Raw genomic sequence first — 23,218 nt, 5'->3', positions numbered from 1 at the left:
GATCTCAGCGCTGGTGACGGATGCGTGGGTTGGCGAAGCCGTAGAGGATATCCACCACGAAGTTCACCAGGATCACCAGGCAGGCGATCAACAGGATGCCGTTCTGCACCACCGGGTAGTCCCGCGCGCCAATGGCTTCGATCAGCCATTTGCCGATGCCGGGCCAGGAGAAGATGGTTTCGGTCAATACCGCACCGGCTAACAGCGTGCCGACTTGCAGGCCGACCACGGTCAATACCGGGATCAGTGCGTTACGCAGGCCGTGCACGAACACCACGCGCGCCGGCGACAGGCCTTTGGCCTTGGCGGTGCGGATGTAGTCTTCGCGCAGCACTTCGAGCATCGACGAACGGGTCATCCGTGCGATCACCGCCAGCGGAATGGTACCGAGCACGATGGCCGGCAGGATCAGGTGGTGCAGGGCATCCCAGAACGCGTCCGGCTCGTCAGCCAGCAGGGTGTCGATCAGCATGAAGCCGGTGCGCGGCTCGATGTCGTAAAGCAGGTCGATACGCCCGGACACCGGGGTCCAGCCCAGGCTGACCGAGAAGAACATGATCAGGATCAGGCCCCACCAGAAGATCGGCATCGAGTATCCCGCGAGGGAGATGCCCATCACCCCATGGTCGAACAGGGATCCTCGTTTAAGCGCCGCGATCACCCCGGCCAACAGGCCCAGGATACCGGCGAACAACAGGGCGGCCATGGACAGTTCCAGGGTCGCCGGGAAGAGGGCGGTGAATTCAGTCCACACGCTGGTGCGGGTACGCAGCGATTCGCCAAGGTCACCCTGGGCCAGTTTGCCGACGTAATCCAGGTATTGCGCATACAGCGGCTTGTTAAGACCAAGGCGTTCCATTGCCTGTGCGTGCATCTCGGGGTCGACGCGCCGCTCGCCCATCATGACTTCGACGGGGTCGCCAGGGATCATGCGAATCAACGCAAACGTGAGCAACGTTATGCCGAAAAACGTGGGGATCAATAACCCCAGTCGGCGGGCAATAAAACTAAACATCTTGTCGTGTACCTCAATCAGCCGGTTAGGCAGGTCCGGCGCCGTCAATAGCGACGGCGCCGAGCGTTTTTCTTATTTACTTCACCTGGGTGGTGGCGAAGTTATTTGTACCCAGAGGGCTTTGGGTGAAGCCTTCTACGTTCTTGCGCATGGCGGTGAACAGTTTCGGGTAAGCCATGGGAAGCCATGGTTGGTCCTTATCGAAAACGTCCTGTGCTTGTTCATAGAGTGCAGCGCGCTGGGCGGGTTCAGCGATGGCGCGAGCTTTGTCGATCAAGTCTTGAAACTCTTTGTTACACCAGCGGGCGTAGTTTTCGCCGTTTTTCGCTGCATCGCAACTCAGGTTCGGGGTCAGGAAATTGTCCGGGTCGCCGTTATCACCCACCCACCCAGCCGAAACCATGTCGTGCTCGCCGTTTTTAGCACGCTTGAGCATTTCGCCCCATTCCATGACTTTGATATTCACCTTCAGGCCGATCTGCGCCAGGTCCGCCTGCATGCGCTGTGCGCCGAGCATCGGGTTAGGGTTGGTCGGGCCGCCGCCGTTGCGGGTGAACAGGGTGAACTCGGTGCCTTCCGGTACGCCGGCTTCCTTGAGCAGCGCGCGGGCTTTGTCCAGATCGCGGGGCGGGTTCTTCAGTTTTTTGTTGAAACCCAGCAAGGTCGGCGGATAAGGGCCGGTGCCCACCACCGCATTGCCTTTGCCGAACAGGGCTTCGGTATAGCCGGCCTTGTCGAACGCAATGTTGATCGCGTGACGGACCCGCGCATCGCTCATGTATTTGTGCGTGGTGTTCAACGCGGTGTAGCTGGTGGTCATCGCCGCCAGTTCGTCGACTTTCAGGTTCGGGTCTTTCTTGATGCTTGGAATGTCATCGGGCTTGGGAAACAACGCGATCTGACATTCGTTGGCCTTGAGCTTCTGCAGGCGCACGTTGTTATCGGTGCTGATCGCCAGGATCAACGGGTCGACTGCCGGTTTGCCACGGAAGTAGTCGGGGTTGGCCTTGAACCGCGCCTGGGCGTCTTTCTGGTAGCGGGTGAAGACGAACGGGCCCGTGCCGATGGGCTTGGCGTTGAGGTCTTCGGTCTTGCCGGATTTGAGCAACTGGTCGGCGTATTCCTTCGAATGGATTGAAGAGAATGCCATGCCCAGGTCGGCCAGGAACGGTGCTTCAGGACGGGTCAGGGTAAAGACGACGGTGTGATCGTCAGTCTTTTCTACGCTCTTGAGCAGTTCCTTGAAGCCCATGCTTTCGAAGTACGGGTAACCCACGAGGGACTTTTTATGCCACGGGTGATTCGGGTCCAGCTGACGCTGGAAACTCCAAAGCACGTCGTCGGCGTTCATGTTGCGCGTGGGTTTGAAGTAATCGGTGGTGTGGAACTTGATATCGTCACGCAGGTGAAAAGTGTAGGTCAGGCCATCGGCGCTGATCTCGGGCAAGTCTTTGGCCAGCGCGGGAACCACTTCGGTAGTGCCGGGCTTGAAGTCCACCAGGCGGTTGAACATGGTTTCAGCCGCGGCGTCAGCGGTCACGGCCGTGGTGTACAAGACCGGGTCAAAACCTTCCGGGCTGGCTTCGGTGCAGACCACCAGTGGTTTGGCCGAAACGCCGATCGCCACGCTCAACAGCGCGGCAGCCATAGCGGCTTGTAGCGGGAGCATTTTCATTCAGAGCCCTCTGCAATCGATGGGACCAGACAAGCGTAGACGGCGGGCTCGTCCTGAGCCCGCCGTCTACCTGGCGCTAATTAAAGAATGTTGAATGGGATGGTAGTAACCAGGCGGAATTCGCGCAGGTTGCCGTCAGACTGGTTTTCGCTGGCGCGGTGCGTCACGTAGGTGGCGCGAACAGTAGTCGCTTTCAGAGGACCGCTCTGGATCGCATAGGAAGAACCAATGCCGTATTCCTGGTGGTGTTCGCCGTTCTGGGCCTGGATGCCGTTGTAGGCGAAGTCTTTCACGCCGTTGTCGCCACGGTAGTGAGTCCCGTCAATGCCCCAGCCGCGTGCCGAGTAGATGTTGAACTTCAGGCCTGGAACGCCGTATTCGGCCATGTTGATGGCGTAGGCAACCTGGAAGGACTTCTCGTTTGGACCGTTGAAGTCAGAGGTCAGGGAGTTGGCCAGGTAGATGCCGTTGGTTTCGTGCAGGTAGTCGAAGTACTCGTTACCGTTCACTTCCTGGTACGAGAAGGTCAGGCTATGAGCTTGGTGAGTCAGGCCGAGCGACAGCGAGTAGGTATCGTTGTCGATTTCGCCCATCAACTTTTTGCCTTCGTCGACGGTCTTGTAGTAGTTCAGGCCTGTGGTCAGGCTCAGTACCTGGCTGTCACCCAGTTCATGGGTAGCGCCGAAGTAGTACTGGTTCCAGAAGTCTTTGACGTTAGCGGCGAAGACGCTGGTTTTCAGGCTTTTCAGCGGCTGGTAGTTGAAGCCCAGGGTGTAGACCTTGTCGGTCTCAACGCCGCTGCTGCTGTACTCACTGCGGAATTTCGACAGGCTTTGTTCGGTACGTGGCGAAACGCGGTCAAACACGCCACCTTGGAACGACAGGTTGCTGAATTCTTCGCTGTTGAAGCTCACACCTTCAAAGCTCGAAGGCAGCGCACGGTTGCCGATGGTGTCCATGATGCCGCTGCTGAAGTTCTGGCGACCGGCGGTCAAGGTCGTGTTCGAAACACGGAACTTGACGTTGGCCAGGCCCAGTTTGCTCCATTGGCCTACGGCGTCACCGTAAGTGTGGGCCAGGGTGCGGTTGGAGCCGCCAGCGATATCTTTTTGATCATCGATCAACGCGATGTAGTTATAGGCCGCCACTTCGGTGGCCACGCCAACGGTGCCCTGGGTGAAGCCCGAGGAGTAGTTGAGGATGGTGCCTTGGGCCCAGTTGTAACGGCGGGAAACGTTGGTTTTTACATCTGCGGCTTTATCGGCGGCATTTTTGTAGTAACCGAATTTCTGACCACGAAATTTCATTTCGTTGGAGTACCAGTTACGCGTGGTACCGCCCAGGCTTTGACCGTCGATAAAGCCTTTGGCCTCACTTTGGGCGCTGGTGCCGGCCAAAGTGGTCGGAACGAAGTCCTGGCTGGTGGTTTCAGCGTAGGCGGTAGCCGTGATGCTGCTGATGGCCAGGGCCAGAAGCGCTTTGCTGCTCAGTTTCATGAATGAAGCTCCTTTGGTTCTCTTTTTAATGCCGGTCTTTTTTGGTGATCCGGCTATTGGGTGTGTAACTCGTTCAAGCTCATGCAAACGTTTGGCGTAGGAAAAATCCCAACAAAAGGCCGCGCGTTTGCAGCAAGGCGGGGCCCGCCCTGCGCAATCCGGTTATTTTCTTATGGGGTGATACTGACGCCCGAGAACACGTTGCGGCCGAAGGGGCTCACTTTGAAACCTTCGACTTTGGCGCTTAACGGCTGGTTGACCGTCGAGTGGGCGACTGGCGTGATGGGCACCTGCTGCTTGAGCAGTTGCTGCGCCTGTTTGTACAGAACAGTCCTTTGTTCGCGGTCGGTCACGACCTTGGCTTGCTTGATCAGCTTGTCGTACGCCGGGTCACACCACATGGAGTAGTTGTTCCCGCCGATGGCGTCGCAGCTGTAGAGAGTGCCCAGCCAGTTGTCCGGGTCACCGTTGTCACCGGTCCAGCCGATCAGGCTGACATCGTGCTCACCGTTCTTGGTGCGCTTGATGTACTCGCCCCATTCGTAGCTGACAATCTTGACCTTGAGGCCGATCTTGGCCCAGTCGCTTTGCAGCATCTCGGCCATCAGCTTGGCGTTGGGGTTGTACGGACGTTGCACCGGCATCGCCCACAGGGTGATCTCGGTACCTTCCTTCACCCCGGCAGCCTTGAGCAGTTCCTTGGCTTTTTCCGGGTTGTAGGCGGCGTCCTTGATGCTGTCGTCGTAGGACCACTGCGTCGGTGGCATGGCGTTGACCGCCAATTGCCCCGCGCCCTGGTACACGGCGTTGAGGATGCTCTGCTTGTTCACCGCCATGTCCAGCGCCTGGCGCACTTCGAGCTGGTCGAACGGCTTGTGGCGCACGTTGTAGGCGATGTAGCCGAGGTTGAAGCCGGGCTTGGTCAGCAGTTTCAGGTTCGGGTCGGCCTTGAGGGCGTCGACGTCAGCCGGGCGCGGATGCAGGGTGACCTGGCATTCGCCGGCCTTGAGTTTCTGCACCCGCACCGAAGCGTCAGTGTTGATGGCGAAGATCAGTTGGTCCAGCTTGACCCGGCTCGGGTCCCAGTACTGTTTGTTGGCCACATAGCGGATCTGCGAGTCTTTCTGATACCGCTGGAACACAAAGGGGCCAGTGCCGATCGGCTTCTGGTTGATGTCGCTGGGCTTGCCGGCCTTGAGCAATTGCTCGGCATATTCAGCCGACAGGATCGCGGCGAAACTCATGGCGATGTTTTGGATGAACGCGGCGTCGACCGTATTCAGGGTCATCACCACGGTGTGCGGGTCGGTTTTTTCGACCTTGGCAATGTTCTTGTTCAGGCTCATCCCGTTGAAGTAGGGGAACTCGGTGGGGTAGGCCTTGCGAAACGGATGGTCGGGGTCAAGCATGCGGTTGAAGGTAAACAGCACGTCGTCGGCGTTGAAGTCCCGCGTCGGCTTGAATTCCTTGTTGCTGTGGAATTTCACCCCTTCACGCAGGTGAAAAGTATAGGTCATGCCATCTGGCGAAATATCCCACTTGGTTGCCAACGCAGGTACGACACCGGTCTCGCCCTTTTCAAACTCAACCAGGCGGTTGTACAGCGGCTCGGCCGCGTCGTTGTCGGTGGCGGTGGTGTATTGCGCAGTATCAAAGCCTGCCGGGCTGCCTTCCGAGCAGAACACCAGGCTCCGCTTGTCGGCGGCGTGGCCCATCGTGGCCACAGCCAGCAGGCTGGTGGCAAACATTGCGGATAGAACGGTGGTATGGCGCATGACGATCCCGATCCTTGTTTGTAGTTGTCATCAGCGAGCAACCACCCGGGCGTTCGGCCAAGGTGACATCGCTGATCCCATACGCAGCAAGTGCCTTTCCGCATTTGGAGACTCTGCTGTCCTACGACGTTATGGGTCGCGGAGCTGGCAGTAAATGCACCAAATCGGATTGACCTTGTAGGCAACGGCGTCACGCATCGCAATTCGTTGCTGTAGGACGCAACGATTGCGAGCGTGGTCTGTTTCCTACGGTCCAGGCGGATGCAATAACGGCGACGTTAAGAAACGTCGCCGTCAATGATCCTTACTTGCCGCTGACGCTCACGCCGTAGAAGGAGTTCAAGCCAAACGGGCTGATCTTGAAGTCCTGCACGGTGGAACGCATGGGTTGATACACCGTCGAGTGCGCGATAGGTGTCATCGGGACAGCATCTTTGAGGATATGTTGCGCCTGCTTATACAGCTCGGTGCGTTTGGCGACGTCCGACGTAGCCTTGGCTTCTTTCACGATGCCGTCGAATTTCTTGTCGCACCATTTGGAGAAGTTGTTACCGGACAGCGAGTCGCAGCCGAACAGCACGTTCAGCCAGTTGTCCGGGTCACCATTGTCACCGCTCCAACCAATGATCATGGCCTGGTTCTCGCCACCTTTGGAGCGCTTGATGTACTCGCCCCACTCGTAGCTGGTGATCTTCACGTTGAGACCGATCTTCTTCCAGTCGTTTTGCAGCATTTCAGCCATCAGCTTGGCGTTCGGGTTGTACGGACGCTGAACCGGCATGGCCCACAGAACGATTTCGGTACCTTCCTTGATGCCCGCTTCCTTGAGCAGCGACTTGGCTTTCTCAGGGTCGTACTTGGCATCCTTGATGGTGGTGTCGTACGACCATTGGGTCGGTGGCATGGCGTTGACAGCCAGCTGGCCGGCGCCCTGGTAGACGGAGTCGATGATCTGCTGCTTGTTCACCGACATGTCCAGCGCCTGGCGTACGCGCAGGTCGGCCAGTGGGTTTGGCTGGTCGCTGCCCTTGACCTTGTCCATGACGTTGTAAGCGATGTAGCCCAGGTTGAAACCGGCCTGGTGCGGCAGTTTCAGGTCCTTGTCATCGCCCAGCGCCTTGAGGTCGGCCGGACGTGGGAACAGGGTGATCTGGCATTCGTTTTTCTTGAGTTTCTGGATACGCACCGACGGGTCGGTGGTGATAGCGAAGATCAGGTTGTCGATCTTCACGTCTTCAGGTTTCCAGTAGTCCTTGTTGCCGGTGTAACGGATGTTCGAGTCTTTCTGGTAGCTCTTGAACACGAACGGGCCAGTGCCGATCGGCTTCTGGTTGATGTCCGCAGGCTTGCCTTCCTTGAGCAGTTGAGCGGCGTATTCAGCCGACTGGATCGAGGCGAAGCTCATTGCCAGGTTCTGGATGAAAGCGGCGTCCACGGTGCCAAGGGTGAACTTGACAGTGTGCTCGTCGACTTTCTCGATGTTCTTGATGTTGGTGTCCATCCCCATGTCCGTGAAGTACGGGAACTCGGTGGGGTAGGCTTTGCGGAACGGATCGTCCTTGTTGATCATGCGATTGAACGTGAACAGTACGTCATCGGCATTGAAGGTACGGGTCGGCTTGAAGTACGAAGTGGTGTGGAACTTGACGCCATCACGCAGGTGAAAGGTGTAGGTCAAGCCATCCGGGGAAACGTCCCAGCTGGTGGCGAGCCCAGGAATCACAGCGGTACCGCCGCGTTCGAACTGGGTCAGGCGGTTGAACATGGTTTCGGCCGAGGCATCGAAGTCTGTTCCGGTGGTGTACTGGCCTGGGTCGAAACCGGCCGGGCTCCCTTCGGAGCAGAACACCAGGTTAGTCGCCGCTTGGGCGAAAGGAGCTGCGGCCATAAGGCCAGCGCTAACAATTAACGGAATGACTGCGTGTTTAAGCATGTTGGCCTCATGATTTGTTGTCATTTTTGGTGGTGAGGGCGACCTCGTGAGTCGGCCTGCGGATACTTATGCAGGCGCCATACCCATTGCAAGATGCTGAACCGTCGCGAGGCTGAAACAGTGGTACGAACGTACAGGAATGTCGCAATTATGAAAATTTGTACATATTTGCGTATATTTTGAGGGTTTTTTCGGTGCAGGAGGTGCACCAAAAATGACCAACCGAGGCGTCTAGCGCACTCGGTTGGGGCGTTGCTGTTACTTATCTAGACTCACGCCATAGAACGGCGTCAGCCCAAAGGGGCTGATCTTGAAGTCTTTGACTTCCTTGCGCAGCGGCTGGAAAACCGTCGAGTTCGCAATAGGCGTTATAGGTACTTGTTCCTTAAGGATTTTCTGTGCCTGTTGATACCACTTGATGCGCTGTTCGCGGTCGTTGCTGACCTTGGCCTGCTGCACGAGTTTGTCGTAGGCCGGGTTACACCATTTGGCGTAGTTGCTGCCCTTGACCGCAGCACAACTGTAGAGCACGCCGAGCCAGTTATCCGGGTCACCGTTGTCGCCGGTCCAGCCATAAATCATCGCGTCATGCTCGCCATTTTTGGCGCGTTTGATGTATTCGCCCCACTCATAACTGACGATATTGGCCTTGATGCCGACCTTTTCCCAATCCTGCTGGATCATTTGTGCCGACATGCGCGCGTTCGGGTTGGACGCGCGTTGTACGGTCATTGCCCACAGGTTGACGGTGGTACCGGGTGCAACCCCTGCTTCTTTTAGTAGCGCCTTGGCCTTGGTCGGGTCATAGGGTGCATCCTTGATGGTGGGGTCATAAGACCACTGCGCTGGAGGGAGGGCATTCTGCGCCAATTGTCCGGCGCTCTGGTACACGGCCTTGATGATCGCCGGCTTGTCGATGGCCATGTCCAGGGCCTGACGCACCTTGAGCTGATCAAGTGGTGGGTGGGTCACGTTATAGGCCAGGAAACCCAGGTTGAAACCGGCTTGTTGCAGCACATGCAGGTTCGGGTCCTGCTTCATCACCTCGATATCTGCAGGGCGCGGGTAACCGCTGACCTGGCATTCGCCGGCCTTGAGCTTCTGCAGGCGCGACGCCGCATCCGGGGTGATGGCAAACACCAGGTTGTCGAGCTTCACGTCCTCGGGTTTCCAATACTGTTTATTGGCCACGTAACGGATCTGCGAATCCTTCTGGTAGCGCTTGAACACGAACGGCCCGGTGCCCACCGGTTTCTGGTTGATCTCTTCGGCCTTGCCTTGCTTGAGCAGTTGCGCGGCGTACTCGGCGGACTGCACCGAGGCGAAGCTCATGGCCAGGTTCTGGACGAACGACGCATCGACGTTGTTCAGGTTGAACCGCACGGTGTGGTCATCGAGTTTGTCGACGCTCTTGATCGTGGTGTTCAACCCCATGTCGGTGAAGTACGGCGACTCGGAGGGGTAGGCCTGGCGAAATGGGCTTTGCGCATCGAGCAGGCGATTGAAGGTAAACAGCACATCATCCGCGTTGAAATCGCGGGTAGGGCTGAAGAAATCGGTGGTGTGGAACTTGACGCCATCGCGCAGGTGGAAGGTGTAGGTCAGGCCGTCTTGGGAGATATCCCAGCTTGTCGCCAGGCCAGGTTCGACTTCGGTGCCGCCGCGCTTGAACTGGGTCAGGCGGTTGAACACGGTTTCGGCGGACGCATCGAAATCGGTGCCGCTGGTGTACTGGCTGGGGTCGAAACCGGCGGGGCTGGCTTCGGAACAGTAGACCAGGGTACTGGCCGCCTGGGCCAGCGGCATGCAGGCCAGCAGGCCGGCAGCGAGGAGGAGCGGTTTTAAGGCGATTCTTTCCATGGAGACCCCTGAAGTGGCAGGCATATGTAAGCTGCCCAAACGAAAACGGCGCTACCGAGGGTAACGCCGTTCAGGTTTATCAGGTAGGGGTCACGGCATCTGCACTTCAATCACGCCATCGGCGCTCATGTTGACTTGGCTGGTGCCGGCTTCCACTTCTGGCGTAGGTGCCGAATCGGCCATGGCGGCTTTCATCATCATGCCGCCACGGGCATAGGGCATCGGGTAGCCGTTGGTGTTGAAGTTCAGGTTGACGATCTTGTAACCCTTGCCACCCAACGCATCGGTGGCCAATTGTGCGCGTGCTTTGAACGCGGCGACCGCATCTTTGAGCAGCGCATCTTCGCTGGACTTGCGCGTAGCGTCGGCGATGGAGAACTCCATGTTGTCCATTTTCAGGGTGCTCTGCAGTTCGCCGGTGAGCTTGGACAGCGCCGGGAAGTCTGCGCTTTCCAGGCGCAGTTCGGCGCGTTCACGCCAGCCGGTGATTTTCTGGTTCTTGCTGTCGTAGATCGGGTAGCTGTTGCGGCTGCCCTGGCGCAGGGTCACGCCTTTGACTTCACGGGCCTGGCCCAGGGCCTTGTTCATGGTGGTGGTGATTTCGGCGGCGAGCTTGGCCGGGTCGCTGTTCTGGGATTCGGTGTACAGGGTCACGATCATCTTGTCGCGGGCCACCTCCTGGCTGACCTCGGCGCGCAGGGAAATCTGGTTGTAGTTCAGTGCGTCAGCGGCCAGTGCTGGCAGGCTGACCAGAGTGCCGACGCTGAGGGTGAGGGCGGCTGCACTGCGAGTGAAACGAGACATGGAAGCTCCTTGAGATAGTCGTGTTCGGTATGACTGTAGACGGTGACATCGGGTTCTTCGGGTTTACACATTCGCTACAAGTTGTGGGGATGCCGACGAACGGTCATTTGCCTGGCCTGCGGCAAAGAGCCACACGCGCCGTGCCAGCTTGCCTGCTTCGTTTATACTCCTGCCGATCCGCCTGCAGCGCTCACCGGGAGAGCACATGCTCGCCGCCGTAAAACTGACTTCCGCCACTCGCCAGAACCTCTGGCGCCTGACGTTCATCCGTACCTTGGTACTGGCCGCACAGGCCGGCTCCGTCGGGCTCGCCTATTGGTTCGACTTGCTGCCGCTGCCGTGGCTGCAACTGGGTGTGACCCTGGGTTTCTCCACCGTGCTCTGTGCGTTTACCGCGATCCGGTTGCGCACCACCTGGCCGGTGACCGAGCTGGAATACGCCCTGCAACTGGCCTGCGACCTGTTTATCCACAGTGTGTTGCTGTATTTCTCCGGCGGTTCCACCAATCCGTTTGTTTCGTATTACCTGGTGCCCCTGACCATCGCCGCGGTGACGTTGCCGTGGCGCTACTCGGTGGTGCTGTCGGGCATCGCCTTGACGCTTTACACCTTGCTGCTGGCACGGTTCTACCCGCTGCAAACCTTTCCGATTGCCCGGGAAAACCTGCAGATCTACGGCATGTGGCTGAGTTTTGCCCTGTCCGCCGCAGTGATCACGTTCTTCGCCGCGCGCATGGCCGAAGAACTGCGTCGCCAGGAAGAATTGCGCGCCATTCGCCGTGAAGAAGGCCTGCGCGACCAGCAGTTGCTGGCCGTTGCCACCCAGGCTGCCGGCGCCGCCCATGAACTGGGCACACCTTTGGCCACCATGAGCGTGCTGCTCAACGAAATGACCCAGGACCATCACGACCCGGCGCTGCAGGAAGATCTCGGCGTGCTGCGCGAACAGGTCAAGCAATGCAAGCAGACGTTGCAGCAACTGGTACGCGCCGCCGAAGCCAATCGCCGCCTGGCAGTGGAGATGCAGGACGTGACCCAGTGGCTCGACGAAGCCCTGAACCGCTGGCACCTGATGCGTCCCGAAGCCAGTTACCGTTTCCACCTGCTGGGCCAGGGCAGCGTGCCGCGCATGGCGCCGCCACCGGATCTGACCCAGGCGCTGCTCAACCTGCTGAACAATGCGGCCGACGCCTGCCCTGACGGCCTGGGCGTGCAATTGGACTGGGACGCCGAAGACGTGACCATCAGCATTCGCGACCACGGCGCGGGCGTGCCGCTGGCCATTGCCGAGCAGATCGGCAAACCCTTCTTTACCACCAAGGGCAAAGGCTTCGGCCTCGGCCTGTTTTTGAGCAAGGCCAGCGTGACCCGCGCGGGCGGCTCAGTGAAGCTCTATAGTCATGAGGAAGGTGGCACGCTCACCGAGCTGCGCCTGCCCCGTGTCGCACGAGGAGATATCGATGAGTGACGAGATCCAAGTCGAAGGCGAAGAACTGCCGCACCTGTTGCTGGTAGATGACGACGCCACCTTTACCCGCGTGATGGCGCGCGCCATGAGCCGTCGCGGTTTCCGTGTCAGCACTGCAGGGTCTGCCGAGGAGGGTTTCACCATCGCCCAGGCCGACCTGCCGGACTACGCGGCGCTCGACCTGAAAATGGACGGCGACTCCGGCCTGGTGCTGCTGCCCAAGCTGCTGGAGCTCGACCCGGAAATGCGCGTGGTGATCCTCACCGGTTACTCCAGCATTGCCACGGCCGTCGAGGCGATCAAGCGCGGCGCCTGCAACTACCTGTGCAAACCGGCGGACGCCGACGACGTACTGGCTGCCTTGCTCTCCGAGCACGCCGACCTGGACACCCTGGTGCCGGAAAACCCGATGTCGGTGGACCGCCTGCAGTGGGAACACATCCAGCGCGTGCTGACCGAGCACGAAGGCAACATCTCCGCCACTGCCCGCGCCCTGGGCATGCACCGCCGTACCTTGCAGCGCAAGCTGCAGAAGCGCCCGGTCCGCCGCTGAGCCTGATCTGAACAACAGCTGAACAAGCTGCTTCAGGCCGCACGGAGTCCCGAACCGATCCACTATGATCGGTTCGAACGCGTGTCATCTTTTTCCTACCGAGCCTGAACGATGAATCCGAACGCTGAGTACTCCGCGGTCAACGACGCGGTGCGTGGGCAATTCTTCCGCCGCACCTGGGCGATGATTACGCCCTATTGGCGCAGTGAAGAGAAGGGCAAGGCCTGGTTGTTGCTGGCGGTGGTGATCGGTTTGTCGCTGTTCAGCGTGGCGATCTCCGTGTGGCTCAACCACTGGTACAAGGATTTTTACAACGCCCTGGAGAACAAGGACACCGCCGCCTTCTGGCAACAGATCGGCTATTTCTGCGGTATCGCCACCGTGGCGATTCTTGGCGCGGTGTACCGTCTCTATTTGACACAGATGCTGACCATTCGCTGGCGGGCGTGGTTGACCGAAAAGTATTTTGCACGGTGGCTGGGCCACAAGAATTACTACCAGCTGGAGCAGGGCGGCTACACCGATAACCCGGACCAGCGGATTTCCGAAGACCTCAATAGCTTTACCTCGAACACCTTGAGCCTTGGCCTAGGCCTGCTGCGCAATGTGGTGAGCCTGGTGTCGTTCTCGATCATCCTGTGGGGCGTGTCGGGCAGCATCGACGTCTTCGGTATCACTATTCCAGGCTACATGTTCTGGTGTGCCTTGGTTTACGCGGCAGTCGGCAGCTGGTTGACCCATCTGATCGGTCGCCGTTTGATCGGCTTGAGCAACCAACAACAACGTTTCGAAGCAGACCTGCGTTTTTCGATGGTGCGGGTGCGGGAGAACGCCGAAAGTATCGCCCTGTACAACGGCGAGCCCAACGAGAATCAACGCTTGAGTGCTCGCTTCGGGAAGGTCTGGCATAACTACTGGGACATCATGAAGGTGTCCAAGCGCCTGACGTTTTTCACTGCCGGTTACGAACAGATTGCCACCGTGTTTGCGTTTATCGTGGCAGCACCGCGCTATTTCTCCGGCAAGATCGAGTTGGGTGAGCTGATGCAAATCAACTCGGCGTTCGGCAACGTGCAAGGCAACTTCAGCTGGTTTATCAGCGCGTACTCGGACCTGGCCGGCTGGCGCGCGACCAGTGACCGTCTGCTGAGCTTTCAGCAGGCCATGCGTGACAACGAGCAACGTCCAGCGGCCATCGATGTATGCGCCGAGGGCGAACGCCTGGTGGTGCAGGGGCTGGGCATGGATCTGGTCGATGGCCGCCACCTGCTGACCGACGCCCATATGATCGTTGAGCCGGGGCAGCGTGTGATGCTCAGTGGCCGTTCCGGCAGCGGCAAAAGTACCTTGTTGCGCGCGATGGGGCATCTCTGGCCCGCCGGCCACGGCAGCATTCGTCTACCGGCCAAGCGTTACCTGTTCCTGCCACAAAAGCCCTACTTGCCGATCGGCACGCTGAAGGCCGTATTGAGTTATCCACAGGACGACAGCGTCTACCCGGCAGAACGTTATGCACAGGTCCTGGAAACCTGCCGCCTGCCTCATCTGGTCGGCCGGCTGGAGGAAGCCAACCACTGGCAGCGCATGCTCTCGCCGGGCGAGCAGCAACGCCTGGCTTTTGCCCGTGCCTTGTTGTTCGCGCCGCAATGGCTGTACATGGACGAAGCCACGTCGGCGATGGATGAAGAGGATGAAGCGACGCTGTATCAGGCGTTGATCGATGAGTTGCCGGGGCTGAGCATCGTCAGCGTCGGCCATCGCAGCAGCCTCAAGCGCTTCCATGGGCGGCATGTGCGCATCGAGGGTGGGCGCTTGCAAGAACAGCAATTGGCGTAAGGTCAAACTCGGTCAATGCGGGGGCGGGCTTGCTCGCGAATAGGGTCTATCAGTTACCGATGTGCTGACTGACCCACCGCTTTCGCAAGCAAGCCCGCTCCCCCATTTGATTGATGTTGTTTGTGAGACTCACAAAAAAGCCCGGCTGATCATCGATCAGCCGGGCTTTTTAGTGTTTGAGAATCAGGTTACTTCTTCAAACCGTAATGCTCATCCAGCATGCCTGGAGCGTTCGGCGTTTTTGGCGCGTAGTCCCGTGGTGGCTCCTGGTTTTCCCGTGGCGGGGTCAGGCGTTCCCGTGGGGTTTGCGGTGCATCGGAATGCAGCGCGGCCAGCAGGCGCTGACGGGTGATGTCGTCGAGGGCCAGGCGGTTGGCGCCATCGGCGAGGTGATCCTGTACTTCCTGGTAGCTCTGGGTGAGCTTCTTGACCAGGGTCGCGGTGCTGTTGAAGTGGGTAACAACCTCGTTCTGATAACTGTCAAAACGTTCCTGAATGTCATCCAACTGACGCTGCGTGCGGTTAGGCGCGGCATTCGGCAGCAAGCGAGCAACCAGGAAACCAATGGCGACACCGGCAACCAGGGCAAGAGTCGGCAACAACCAAACTAAGAGCGAGTGTTCCACGAGTCCTTCCTCTATAAACGGCTTTGCTTTACGTTAACGGCTCAAACCTGCGCTGTATACCGCGATTAAGCTCGCAATGATGCCATGCACAGACTTTTAGCTAGACGAGTCGACCCTTTGTGAGGTCACGGAGTTCATCTCTTGCTCATGCGTGAAACCCCCGTTTTGATCGATGGCCCGGTAGGCCAATTGGAAGCCTTGTACCTGGATCACCCCGAGCCACGTGGCCTGGCGCTGATCTGCCACCCCAACCCGGTGCAAGGCGGGACCATGCTCAATAAAGTTGTATCGACCCTGCAACGCACCGCTCGCGATGCCGGTTTGATTACCTTGCGTTTCAATTACCGTGGCGTTGGCGCGAGCGCCGGCACCCACGATATGAGCACCGGCGAAGTGGATGACGCCGAAGCGGCCGCCACTTGGCTGCGGGAAAAACACCCGGACCTGCCGATCACCTTGCTCGGTTTTTCCTTCGGTGGCTACGTCGCTGCCAGCCTCGGCGGGCGCTTGGAAGCCAAGGGTGAAAAACTGTCACATTTGTTCATGGTTGCGGCGGCGGTGATGCGTCTTCGCGATACCGATGCGCTTCCCCAGGGCTGCCCATTGACGCTGATCCAGCCGGAAACCGACGAAGTGGTCGACCCGCAGACCGTCTACGCTTGGTCCGCCGCCTTGAATCGCCCCCATGAGCTGCTGAAAGTGGCAGAATGCGGACACTTTTTTCACGGCAAGCTCACCGATCTGAAGGATCTGGTGCTGCCGCGACTTTCGAATTGATAGCAGTCTGATAAGCGATTACCCATGACGACTCGTACCCGTATCCTCACCGGCATCACCACCACCGGCACGCCGCACCTGGGCAACTACGCCGGTGCGATCCGCCCGGCGATCCTTGCCAGCCAGGACGCCAATGCCGACTCCTTTTACTTCCTGGCCGACTACCACGCCCTGATCAAATGCGATGACCCGCAGCGCATCCAGCGTTCGCGCATGGAAATCGCCGCGACCTGGCTGGCCGGTGGCCTGGACGTGAACCGGGTGACCTTCTACCGCCAGTCCGACATCCCGGAAATCCCCGAGCTGACCTGGCTGCTCACTTGCGTTGCCGCCAAGGGCCTGCTCAACCGCGCCCATGCGTACAAGGCCTCGGTAGACAAGAACGTGGAAGCCGGCGAAGACCCGGATGCGGGCATCAGCATGGGCCTCTACAGCTACCCGGTGCTGATGGCGGCGGACATCCTGATGTTCAACGCGCACAAGGTGCCGGTGGGTCGCGACCAGATCCAGCACGTGGAAATGGCCCGCGACATCGGCCAGCGCTTCAACCACCTGTTCGGTAACGGTAAAGAATTCTTCACCATGCCCGAGGCGTTGATCGAAGAAAGCGTCGCCACCTTGCCGGGCCTGGATGGTCGCAAGATGTCCAAGAGCTATGACAACACCATTCCGTTGTTCACCAGCGCCAAGGACATGAAGGACGCGATCTCGCGCATCGTCACCGACTCCCGCGCGCCGGGCGAAGCCAAGGACCCGGACAATTCGCACCTGTTCACCCTGTACCAGGCGTTTGCCAGCAAGGCCCAGGAAGAAGAGTTCCGTGCCGAACTGCTGCAAGGGCTGGGCTGGGGCGAGGCGAAGAATCGTCTGTTCCAACTGCTGGACGGCCAGCTTGGCGAAGCCCGCGAGCGTTACCATCAATTGATGTCGCGCCCGTCGGACATGGAAGACCTGCTGCTGGTCGGCGCCAACAAGGCCCGTGCCGTGGCGGCACCTTTCCTGGCCGAGCTGCGCGAGGCGGTAGGCCTGCGTTCGTTCGTCAACCCGATCGCAGCGCCGGTCGCGACCAAGAAGAAAGCTGCAAAAGCCGCGCGCTTCGTGAGCTTCCGTGAAGACGACGGCAGCTTCCGCTTCCGCCTGCTGGCGGCCGAGGGTGAGCAACTGCTGCTGTCGCGAAACTTTGCTGACGGTAAAGCGGCGGGCGCGGTGACCAAGCAACTGCAAAGCGGCGATGGGCTGGACGTACGCACCGAGGCCCTGAGCTTCAGTGTATGGCTGGACGGCGCCGCAGTGGCCGACAGCGCCGAGTTCGCCGACGAAGCGTCCCGTGATGCTGCCATCGCCGCTCTGCGCGTTGCGTTGACCCCCCTCGAGGATTAACCCGACCAAGGGTTGATTGCCATTATCCGGGGCCGTCGTTACAGTGACGGCCCGTTTTTGTTGCCTTGCTAACGAAATTATGACGCCCCTAGAACGATATCAAGCTGATCTGAAACGCCCTGAATTCTTCCATGACGCGGCCCAGGAAACGGCGGTGCGTCATTTGCAGCGCCTGTACGACGACCTGGTTGCGGCCTCGCAAAGCAAGCCGGGGATGCTCAGCAAGCTGTTTGGCAAGAAAGACCATACGCCGGTCAAGGGCCTGTATTTCTGGGGCGGCGTGGGGCGGGGCAAGACTTACCTGGTCGACACGTTCTTCGAAGCGTTGCCGTTCAAGGAAAAAGTACGGACGCACTTCCACCGCTTCATGAAGCGCGTGCACGAAGAGATGAAGACCCTGCCGGGCGAGAAAAACCCGCTGACCATCATCGCCAAGCGCTTCTCCGAAGAAGCCCGGGTGATCTGCTTCGATGAGTTCTTCGTCTCCGACATCACCGATGCCATGATCCTCGGCACCCTGATGGAAGAGCTGTTCAAGAACGGCGTGACCCTGGTCGCCACCTCGAACATCGTGCCCGACGGCTTGTACAAGGACGGCCTGCAGCGCGCGCGCTTCCTGCCGGCCATTGCGCTGATCAAGCAGAACACCGAAATCGTCAACGTCGACAGCGGCGTCGACTACCGCCTGCGTCACCTGGAGCAAGCGGAGCTGTTCCACTTCCCGCTGAACGAAGCGGCGCACGAAAGCCTGAAGAAGAGCTTCCGCGCCCTCACGCCGGAATGCACCCAGGCGGTGGAAAACGACAAGCTGATGATCGAGAACCGCGAAATCATCGCGCTGCGTACTTGCGATGACGTGGCTTGGTTCGAATTCCGCCAGCTGTGCGACGGCCCGCGTAGCCAGAACGACTACATCGAACTGGGCAAGATCTTCCATGCGGTGATCTTGAGCGGCGTGGAGCAGATGAGCGTGACCACCGACGACATCGCACGACGTTTTATCAACATGGTCGACGAGTTCTACGACCGTAACGTCAAGCTGATCATTTCGGCGGAAGTCGAGCTGAAGGATCTGTACACCGGCGGGCGCTTGAACTTCGAGTTCCAGCGCACGCTGAGTCGCTTGCTGGAAATGCAGTCCCACGAGTTCCTGTCGCGCGGGCACAAACCTTAGCAGCAACCCAACACAAATGTGGGAGGGGGCTTGCGCCCGATAGCGGTGGTTCAGTCAATATCTACAGTGACTGACACGCTGCCATCGGGGGCAAGCCCCCTCCCACATTTTGGTTTCTGTGCACCCTTGGTTACGCGGCTTGCTGGAGTTACGCGGCCTGCTGGAATTGCTGGCGGTACTGGTTTGGCGACAGTTCAGTGTGCTGTCGGAACAGCCTGGCAAAGAAACTCGCATCGTCATAACCCACTTCATAACTGATGGTCTTGATGCTCTTGCGGCTGCCCGAGAGCAGTCCCTTGGCCGTCTCGATGCGCAGACGTTGCAGGTAATGCAGCGGCTTGTCGCCGGTAGCGGTCTGGAAGCGACGCATGAAATTGCGGATGCTCATGCCGTGTTCCCGGGCCACGTCTTCGAAGCGGAATTTGTCGGCGAAGTGCTCTTCGAGCCAATGCTGGATCTGCAGGATGATCACGTCCTGGTGTAACTTCTGCCCGCCAAACCCAATGCGTCCAGGCGAATAGCTGCGCTGCACTTCGTAGAGAATGTCGCGGGCCACCGCCTGGGCGATGTTGGCGCCGCAGAAGCGTTCGATCAGGTAGATATAGAGGTCGCACGCCGAGGTGGTGCCGCCGGCGCAATACAGGTTGTCGGCGTCGGTGAGGTGCTTGTCCTGGTTGAGCTGTACCTGGGGGAAGCGTTCGGTGAACGCGTTGAAGAAGCGCCAATAGGTGGTCGCTTCCTTGCCATCGAGCAGGCCGGCTTCGGCCAGCCAGAACACCCCGGTGGCTTCGCCGCACAACACGGCGCCGCGTGCGTGTTGCGCACGCAACCATGGCAGCACCTGGGGGTAGCGGGTGCAGAGGGCGTCGAAGTCATCCCAGAAAGCCGGTAGCACGATGATGTCGGCGTCTTCCAGGCCGCCGTCCACCGGCATGATCACATCGCTGAAGCTGCGCACCGATTGCCCGTCGGGGCTGACCAGGCGCGTTTCAAACGCGGGGGTCAGGCCCAGGCCTTGCTGTTTGCCGTACCGCAGGCTAGCGAGGTGGAAGAAATCCTTGGCTTGCATGAGGGTTGAAGCGAATACCCGATCAATGGCCAAAATGCTGACGCGCCGCAACGGCGTGGAGATTTGGTTAGACATAATTTCATTTATTCTTATAGGGGAAAGTGGTCACCAGACGGCTGGATCGTCTTATTTTTTGTCGCATGTGTCCAGTGTCCCGTGATGCCTTCGCGGCATAGTCTCTGTGGGCTCGTCCTTGTCCGACAATCCACGCAGGTGACCCATGATTCCCAGAACCTTGTTCAGCCCGGAACACGAACTCTTCCGCGAGAGCGTGCGCACCTTCCTCGAAAAAGATGCCGCGCCGTTTCATGGACACTGGGAGAAGCAGGGCTATATCGACCGCCGCTTATGGAACAAGGCCGGGGAGGCGGGCATGCTGTGTTCCCATCTGCCGGAGGAATATGGCGGGCTGGGTGCGGACTTTCTCTACAGCGCGGTGGTGATTGAAGAGATCAGCCGGCTGGGCCTGACCGGTATCGGTTTTTCCCTGCATTCGGACATTGTTGCGCCGTACATCCTGCATTACGGCAGTGAGGCGCTGAAGCACAAATATTTGCCCAAGCTGATCTCCGGCGAGATGGTCACGGCCATTGCCATGACCGAGCCGGGCGCCGGTTCCGACCTGCAAGGCGTGAAGACCACGGCGGTGCTGGACGGTGACGAATACGTGATCAATGGCTCCAAGACCTTCATTACCAATGGCTACCTCGCGGAGTTGGTGATTGTGGTGGCCAAGACCGATCCCAAGGCTGGCGCGAAGGGCACCAGCCTGTTTCTGGTGGAGGCCGACACGCCGGGCTTCGACAAAGGCAAGCGCCTGGAGAAAGTCGGCATGAAAGCCCAGGACACGTCGGAGCTGTTCTTCCAGGATGTGCGGGTGCCCAAGGAAAACCTGCTGGGCCAGGCCGGCATGGGCTTCGCGTATTTGATGCAGGAGTTGCCCCAGGAGCGACTGACGGTAGCGATTGGCGCGTTGTCATCCGCCGAGGCAGCGCTGGAGTGGACCCTGGAATACACCCGCGAGCGGAAGGCATTCGGCAAGGCGATTGCGGATTTCCAGAACACTCGCTTCAAGTTGGCGGAAATGGCCACCGAGATTCAGATTGGCCGTGTGTTCGTCGACAAATGCATGGCGCTGCACCTGGAAGGCAAGCTGGATGTGCCCACGGCGGCGATGGCCAAGTATTGGGCCACGGACTTGCAATGCAAGGTGCTCGATGAGTGCGTGCAGTTGCACGGCGGCTACGGCTTTATGTGGGAATACCCGATTGCACGGGCGTGGGCGGATGCGCGGGTGCAGCGGATCTACGCGGGGACCAACGAGATCATGAAGGAGATCATTGCGCGGGCGCTTTGACCTTTAGTCTTGTTGAAGGCCTCTTCGCGGGCAAGCCCGCTCCCACACTTTGATTTGTGAATACATTCAAATGTGGGAGCGGGCTTGCCCGCGAAGGCGGCTTAAGGGGCCATCAAGGCGCTGGGTTCGGATGATCCTTCTGAATCGCCTCAATCCCTTCCAAAACCTCTTTCGAGAGTTTCAGGTCGGCACTGGCAATGTTGCTGTCCAGTTGCTCCAGGCTGGTGGCGCCAATGATGTTGCTGGTCACGAACGGCTGCTGGGTCACGAACGCGAGCGCCATCTGCGCCGGGTCCAGGCCGTGTTCCCGTGCCAACGCCACATAACGGCTGCACGCCGCTTCCGACTGCGGGTTGAAGTAACGGCTGAAGCGGCTGTACTCGGTCAACCGGGCCTTGGCCGGGCGTGCGCCACCTTCGTATTTGCCACTGAGCATGCCAAACGCCAGCGGCGAATACGCCAGCAGGCCGCACTGTTCACGAATCGCGACTTCCGCCAAACCTACCTCAAAGCTACGGTTGAGCAGGTTGTAGGGATTCTGGATCGACACCGCACGGCTCCAGCCACGGGCTTCGGCCAGGGCCAGGAATTTCATGGTGCCCCATGGGGTTTCGTTGGACAGGCCGATGTGGCGAATCTTGCCCGCCTTAACTTGCTCGTCCAGCGCTTCGAGGGTTTCCTCCAGCGGGGTGAGATCGTCTTCGTCCTTGTGCTTGTAGCTCAGTTGGCCGAAGAAATTGGTGCTGCGTTCCGGCCAGTGCAACTGGTAGAGGTCGATCCAGTCGGTCTGCAAGCGTTTGAGGCTGGCATCCAGGGCGTCGACGATGTGCTTGCGGTTGTGGCGCAGGTGGCCATCGCGGATATAGTCGATGGTGTTGCCGGGGCCGGCGATCTTGCTCGCCAGGACCCAGTCGGCACGGTCGCCACGACTTTTGAAGTAATTGCCGATGTAACGCTCGGTGGTGGCATAGGTGTCGGCCTTGGGCGGCACCGGGTACATTTCCGCCGTGTCGAGGAAGTTGATCCCCGCGGCCTTGGCCCGCTCAATCTGTGCGAAGGCCTCTGCCTCGCTGTTCTGCTCGCCCCAGGTCATGGTGCCCAAGGCTATCGCGCTCACGTTCAGATCCGTACGGCCCAGCTGTCGATAATCCATCGGGTACTCCTTCAGGGAAAACAATCATAAAAGCAGGTTGAATTTTTTTTCGCAATCTGCATAATTGCCCACCTCTTTCTGCAGTGGAAGTGATGCGCCGCCTGCCGAAGAATCTTGCCGTTGAACGGACGCGCCGACCCGAGCCCCCGATAGCGTCTGTATCCGGCTGCCTTTGACTTGTCAAAGTACGCACTATTCAGTAAGATCCGCCGTCTAATTTACAGGGCGGCCCCTGAGGCTATTAAAGAATGACAACTTTTACTGCAAAACCGGAAACAGTTCAGCGCGACTGGTTTGTCGTCGACGCCGCTGGTCAGACCCTGGGTCGTCTGGCCACTGAAGTCGCCAGCCGTCTGCGTGGCAAGCACAAGCCTGAGTACACCCCTCACGTTGACACCGGTGACTACATCGTGATCATCAACGCTGAGCAGGTTCGTGTAACCGGCAACAAAGCAAGCGACAAAATGTACTACCGTCACTCCGGTTTCCCAGGCGGTATCAAGTCTTCCAACTTCGAAGGCCTGATTGCCAAGAAGCCTGAAGCCCCGATCGAAATCGCGGTCAAAGGCATGCTGCCTAAGGGCCCACTGGGTCGCGATATGTTTCGCAAGCTGAAAGTCTATGCGGGCGCTGTACACCCTCATGCTGCTCAGCAGCCCCAAGAACTGAAGTTTTAACGGAATAGTTCATTATGTCGGCGACTCAAAATTACGGCACTGGCCGTCGCAAAACCGCAACCGCTCGCGTTTTCCTGCGTCCGGGTACTGGTAACATCTCGATCAACAACCGCTCCCTGGACAACTTCTTCGGCCGCGAAACTGCCCGCATGGTAGTTCGTCAGCCGCTGGAATTGACCGAGACCGTTGAAAAGTTCGACATCTACGTCACCGTTATCGGTGGCGGTGTAAGTGGTCAAGCTGGCGCAATCCGCCACGGTATCACTCGCGCTCTGATGCAGTACGACGAAACCCTGCGTGGCGCTCTGCGCAAAGCTGGCTTCGTGACTCGCGATGCCCGTGAAGTTGAACGTAAGAAAGTCGGTCTGCGTAAAGCGCGTAAGCGTCCGCAGTACTCGAAGCGTTAATTCGCTTTACGTTCCACAGAAACGCCCAGCCCCTTCGCGGAGCTGGGCGTTTTTTATTGCCTGCGATTTATGCATAAATTTGTGCGTGACAACTTGCCACATCCGTAGACCCCCTATACTACAAGGCCTGGAGGCTGAGCTCCCGGCAATTCCCTTGTCATACGTGGGGCTTTTCATTACCAT

19 protein-coding genes are annotated in these 23,218 nt (G+C 58.9%); 9 read left to right on the top strand and 10 right to left on the bottom strand.

Annotation, left to right across the window (positions count from 1 at the left end):
- Window positions 1–4: 4 nt before the first annotated feature.
- The 7 genes from AB4O08_RS08390 to AB4O08_RS08360 all read right to left on the bottom strand — a co-directional run bounded on the left by AB4O08_RS08390 (window position 5) and on the right by AB4O08_RS08360 (window position 10,558).
- On the bottom strand, window positions 5–1,015 hold the full coding sequence (locus AB4O08_RS08390) for an ABC transporter permease subunit (RefSeq protein WP_003171721.1): 1,011 nt from the start codon (window positions 1,013–1,015) through the stop codon (window positions 5–7).
- Between the two features lie 76 nt (window positions 1,016–1,091).
- Window positions 1,092–2,690, bottom strand: coding sequence for an ABC transporter substrate-binding protein (locus AB4O08_RS08385; RefSeq protein WP_045791318.1), 1,599 nt, complete (start codon window positions 2,688–2,690; stop codon window positions 1,092–1,094).
- 80 nt (window positions 2,691–2,770) lie between these two features.
- The gene (locus AB4O08_RS08380) at window positions 2,771–4,186 is read right to left on the bottom strand and encodes an OprD family outer membrane porin (protein WP_010213189.1); all 1,416 of its coding nucleotides are present in this window, start codon (window positions 4,184–4,186) and stop codon (window positions 2,771–2,773) included.
- Window positions 4,187–4,356: 170 nt separating this feature from the next.
- Complete coding sequence (locus AB4O08_RS08375; protein WP_370737437.1) at window positions 4,357–5,934, bottom strand: ABC transporter substrate-binding protein; 1,578 nt, start codon at window positions 5,932–5,934, stop codon at window positions 4,357–4,359.
- A 331-nt stretch (window positions 5,935–6,265) separates the two neighbouring features.
- Window positions 6,266–7,894 (bottom strand): ABC transporter substrate-binding protein, encoded by a 1,629-nt coding sequence (locus AB4O08_RS08370; protein WP_010213186.1) that lies wholly within the window; start codon window positions 7,892–7,894, stop codon window positions 6,266–6,268.
- 258 nt (window positions 7,895–8,152) lie between these two features.
- Entirely contained in the window at window positions 8,153–9,754 is a 1,602-nt protein-coding gene (locus AB4O08_RS08365; RefSeq protein ID WP_010213185.1) for an ABC transporter substrate-binding protein, read from the bottom strand.
- A gap of 90 nt (window positions 9,755–9,844) precedes the next feature.
- A complete protein-coding gene (locus tag AB4O08_RS08360; RefSeq protein ID WP_010213182.1) occupies window positions 9,845–10,558 on the bottom strand; it encodes an SIMPL domain-containing protein in 714 nt (237 codons plus the stop codon).
- A 205-nt stretch (window positions 10,559–10,763) separates the two neighbouring features.
- Here AB4O08_RS08360 and AB4O08_RS08355 point away from each other — a divergent pair, with 205 nt between their 5' ends.
- The 3 genes from AB4O08_RS08355 (at window position 10,764) to AB4O08_RS08345 (ending at window position 14,415) form a co-directional block, all read left to right on the top strand.
- Window positions 10,764–12,026: an ATP-binding protein gene (locus tag AB4O08_RS08355; protein ID WP_010213179.1), complete on the top strand. Its 1,263-nt coding sequence runs from the start codon at window positions 10,764–10,766 to the stop codon at window positions 12,024–12,026.
- Window positions 12,019–12,579, top strand: a complete 561-nt coding sequence (locus AB4O08_RS08350; RefSeq protein ID WP_010213178.1) for a response regulator transcription factor — start codon at window positions 12,019–12,021, stop codon at window positions 12,577–12,579. The genes AB4O08_RS08355 and AB4O08_RS08350 overlap by 8 nt, the downstream gene beginning before the upstream one ends.
- A gap of 111 nt (window positions 12,580–12,690) precedes the next feature.
- Window positions 12,691–14,415 carry an ABC transporter ATP-binding protein/permease gene (locus AB4O08_RS08345; RefSeq protein WP_460114797.1) on the top strand — a complete coding sequence of 575 codons (1,725 nt, stop codon included), beginning with the start codon at window positions 12,691–12,693 and terminating at the stop codon, window positions 14,413–14,415.
- Between the two features lie 188 nt (window positions 14,416–14,603).
- Here AB4O08_RS08345 and AB4O08_RS08340 read toward each other — a convergent pair whose 3' ends face one another.
- Window positions 14,604–15,041 carry a Z-ring associated ZapG family protein gene (locus AB4O08_RS08340; RefSeq protein WP_003171734.1) on the bottom strand — a complete coding sequence of 146 codons (438 nt, stop codon included), beginning with the start codon at window positions 15,039–15,041 and terminating at the stop codon, window positions 14,604–14,606.
- A 147-nt stretch (window positions 15,042–15,188) separates the two neighbouring features.
- On the opposite strand from AB4O08_RS08340, the gene AB4O08_RS08335 reads away from it, so the two are divergent.
- The 3 genes from AB4O08_RS08335 to zapE all read left to right on the top strand — a co-directional run bounded on the left by AB4O08_RS08335 (window position 15,189) and on the right by zapE (window position 18,372).
- A complete protein-coding gene (locus AB4O08_RS08335; protein ID WP_021491894.1) occupies window positions 15,189–15,818 on the top strand; it encodes an alpha/beta hydrolase in 630 nt (209 codons plus the stop codon).
- A 24-nt stretch (window positions 15,819–15,842) separates the two neighbouring features.
- Window positions 15,843–17,198 (top strand): tryptophan--tRNA ligase, encoded by a 1,356-nt coding sequence (locus tag AB4O08_RS08330; RefSeq protein WP_010213173.1) that lies wholly within the window; start codon window positions 15,843–15,845, stop codon window positions 17,196–17,198.
- 79 nt (window positions 17,199–17,277) lie between these two features.
- On the top strand, window positions 17,278–18,372 hold the full coding sequence (gene zapE / locus AB4O08_RS08325) for a cell division protein ZapE (protein ID WP_010213172.1): 1,095 nt from the start codon (window positions 17,278–17,280) through the stop codon (window positions 18,370–18,372).
- A gap of 148 nt (window positions 18,373–18,520) precedes the next feature.
- On the opposite strand, the gene AB4O08_RS08320 is transcribed toward zapE, so the two are convergent.
- Window positions 18,521–19,441, bottom strand: a complete 921-nt coding sequence (locus AB4O08_RS08320; protein ID WP_175439681.1) for a GlxA family transcriptional regulator — start codon at window positions 19,439–19,441, stop codon at window positions 18,521–18,523.
- A gap of 220 nt (window positions 19,442–19,661) precedes the next feature.
- On the opposite strand from AB4O08_RS08320, the gene AB4O08_RS08315 reads away from it, so the two are divergent.
- Complete coding sequence (locus AB4O08_RS08315; protein ID WP_010213169.1) at window positions 19,662–20,798, top strand: acyl-CoA dehydrogenase family protein; 1,137 nt, start codon at window positions 19,662–19,664, stop codon at window positions 20,796–20,798.
- 112 nt (window positions 20,799–20,910) lie between these two features.
- On the opposite strand, the gene AB4O08_RS08310 is transcribed toward AB4O08_RS08315, so the two are convergent.
- Window positions 20,911–21,951 carry an NADP(H)-dependent aldo-keto reductase gene (locus tag AB4O08_RS08310; RefSeq protein WP_021491892.1) on the bottom strand — a complete coding sequence of 347 codons (1,041 nt, stop codon included), beginning with the start codon at window positions 21,949–21,951 and terminating at the stop codon, window positions 20,911–20,913.
- Between the two features lie 248 nt (window positions 21,952–22,199).
- On the opposite strand from AB4O08_RS08310, the gene rplM reads away from it, so the two are divergent.
- Window positions 22,200–22,628 (top strand): 50S ribosomal protein L13, encoded by a 429-nt coding sequence (gene rplM / locus AB4O08_RS08305; protein ID WP_003188508.1) that lies wholly within the window; start codon window positions 22,200–22,202, stop codon window positions 22,626–22,628.
- Window positions 22,629–22,642: 14 nt separating this feature from the next.
- On the top strand, window positions 22,643–23,035 hold the full coding sequence (gene rpsI / locus AB4O08_RS08300) for a 30S ribosomal protein S9 (protein ID WP_002555064.1): 393 nt from the start codon (window positions 22,643–22,645) through the stop codon (window positions 23,033–23,035).
- Window positions 23,036–23,218: the final 183 nt, after the last annotated feature.

Source organism: Pseudomonas sp. H3_E07 (genome assembly GCF_054668895.1).
Note: the sequence above shows the minus strand (reverse complement) of the source record. Positions and strands in the feature narration are given on the sequence as shown.

Excerpts from the sequence above, each read along its gene's own strand:
- AB4O08_RS08335 (WP_021491894.1), top strand. The coding sequence starts at position 15,189 with ATGCGTGAAACCCCCGTTTTGATCGATGGCCCGGTAGGCCAATTGGAA.
- rplM (WP_003188508.1), top strand. The coding sequence starts at position 22,200 with ATGACAACTTTTACTGCAAAACCGGAAACAGTTCAGCGCGACTGGTTT.
- rpsI (WP_002555064.1), top strand. The coding sequence starts at position 22,643 with ATGTCGGCGACTCAAAATTACGGCACTGGCCGTCGCAAAACCGCAACC.
- AB4O08_RS08360 (WP_010213182.1), bottom strand. The coding sequence starts at position 10,558 with ATGTCTCGTTTCACTCGCAGTGCAGCCGCCCTCACCCTCAGCGTCGGC.
- AB4O08_RS08310 (WP_021491892.1), bottom strand. The coding sequence starts at position 21,951 with ATGGATTATCGACAGCTGGGCCGTACGGATCTGAACGTGAGCGCGATA.
- AB4O08_RS08375 (WP_370737437.1), bottom strand. The coding sequence starts at position 5,934 with ATGTTTGCCACCAGCCTGCTGGCTGTGGCCACGATGGGCCACGCCGCC.
- AB4O08_RS08355 (WP_010213179.1), top strand. The coding sequence starts at position 10,764 with ATGCTCGCCGCCGTAAAACTGACTTCCGCCACTCGCCAGAACCTCTGG.
- AB4O08_RS08365 (WP_010213185.1), bottom strand. The coding sequence starts at position 9,754 with ATGGAAAGAATCGCCTTAAAACCGCTCCTCCTCGCTGCCGGCCTGCTG.
- AB4O08_RS08315 (WP_010213169.1), top strand. The coding sequence starts at position 19,662 with ATGATTCCCAGAACCTTGTTCAGCCCGGAACACGAACTCTTCCGCGAG.
- AB4O08_RS08345 (WP_460114797.1), top strand. The coding sequence starts at position 12,691 with ATGAATCCGAACGCTGAGTACTCCGCGGTCAACGACGCGGTGCGTGGG.
- AB4O08_RS08370 (WP_010213186.1), bottom strand. The coding sequence starts at position 7,894 with ATGCTTAAACACGCAGTCATTCCGTTAATTGTTAGCGCTGGCCTTATG.
- zapE (WP_010213172.1), top strand. The coding sequence starts at position 17,278 with ATGACGCCCCTAGAACGATATCAAGCTGATCTGAAACGCCCTGAATTC.
- AB4O08_RS08385 (WP_045791318.1), bottom strand. The coding sequence starts at position 2,690 with ATGAAAATGCTCCCGCTACAAGCCGCTATGGCTGCCGCGCTGTTGAGC.
- AB4O08_RS08380 (WP_010213189.1), bottom strand. The coding sequence starts at position 4,186 with ATGAAACTGAGCAGCAAAGCGCTTCTGGCCCTGGCCATCAGCAGCATC.
- AB4O08_RS08330 (WP_010213173.1), top strand. The coding sequence starts at position 15,843 with ATGACGACTCGTACCCGTATCCTCACCGGCATCACCACCACCGGCACG.
- AB4O08_RS08390 (WP_003171721.1), bottom strand. The coding sequence starts at position 1,015 with ATGTTTAGTTTTATTGCCCGCCGACTGGGGTTATTGATCCCCACGTTT.
- AB4O08_RS08320 (WP_175439681.1), bottom strand. The coding sequence starts at position 19,441 with ATGCAAGCCAAGGATTTCTTCCACCTCGCTAGCCTGCGGTACGGCAAA.
- AB4O08_RS08350 (WP_010213178.1), top strand. The coding sequence starts at position 12,019 with ATGAGTGACGAGATCCAAGTCGAAGGCGAAGAACTGCCGCACCTGTTG.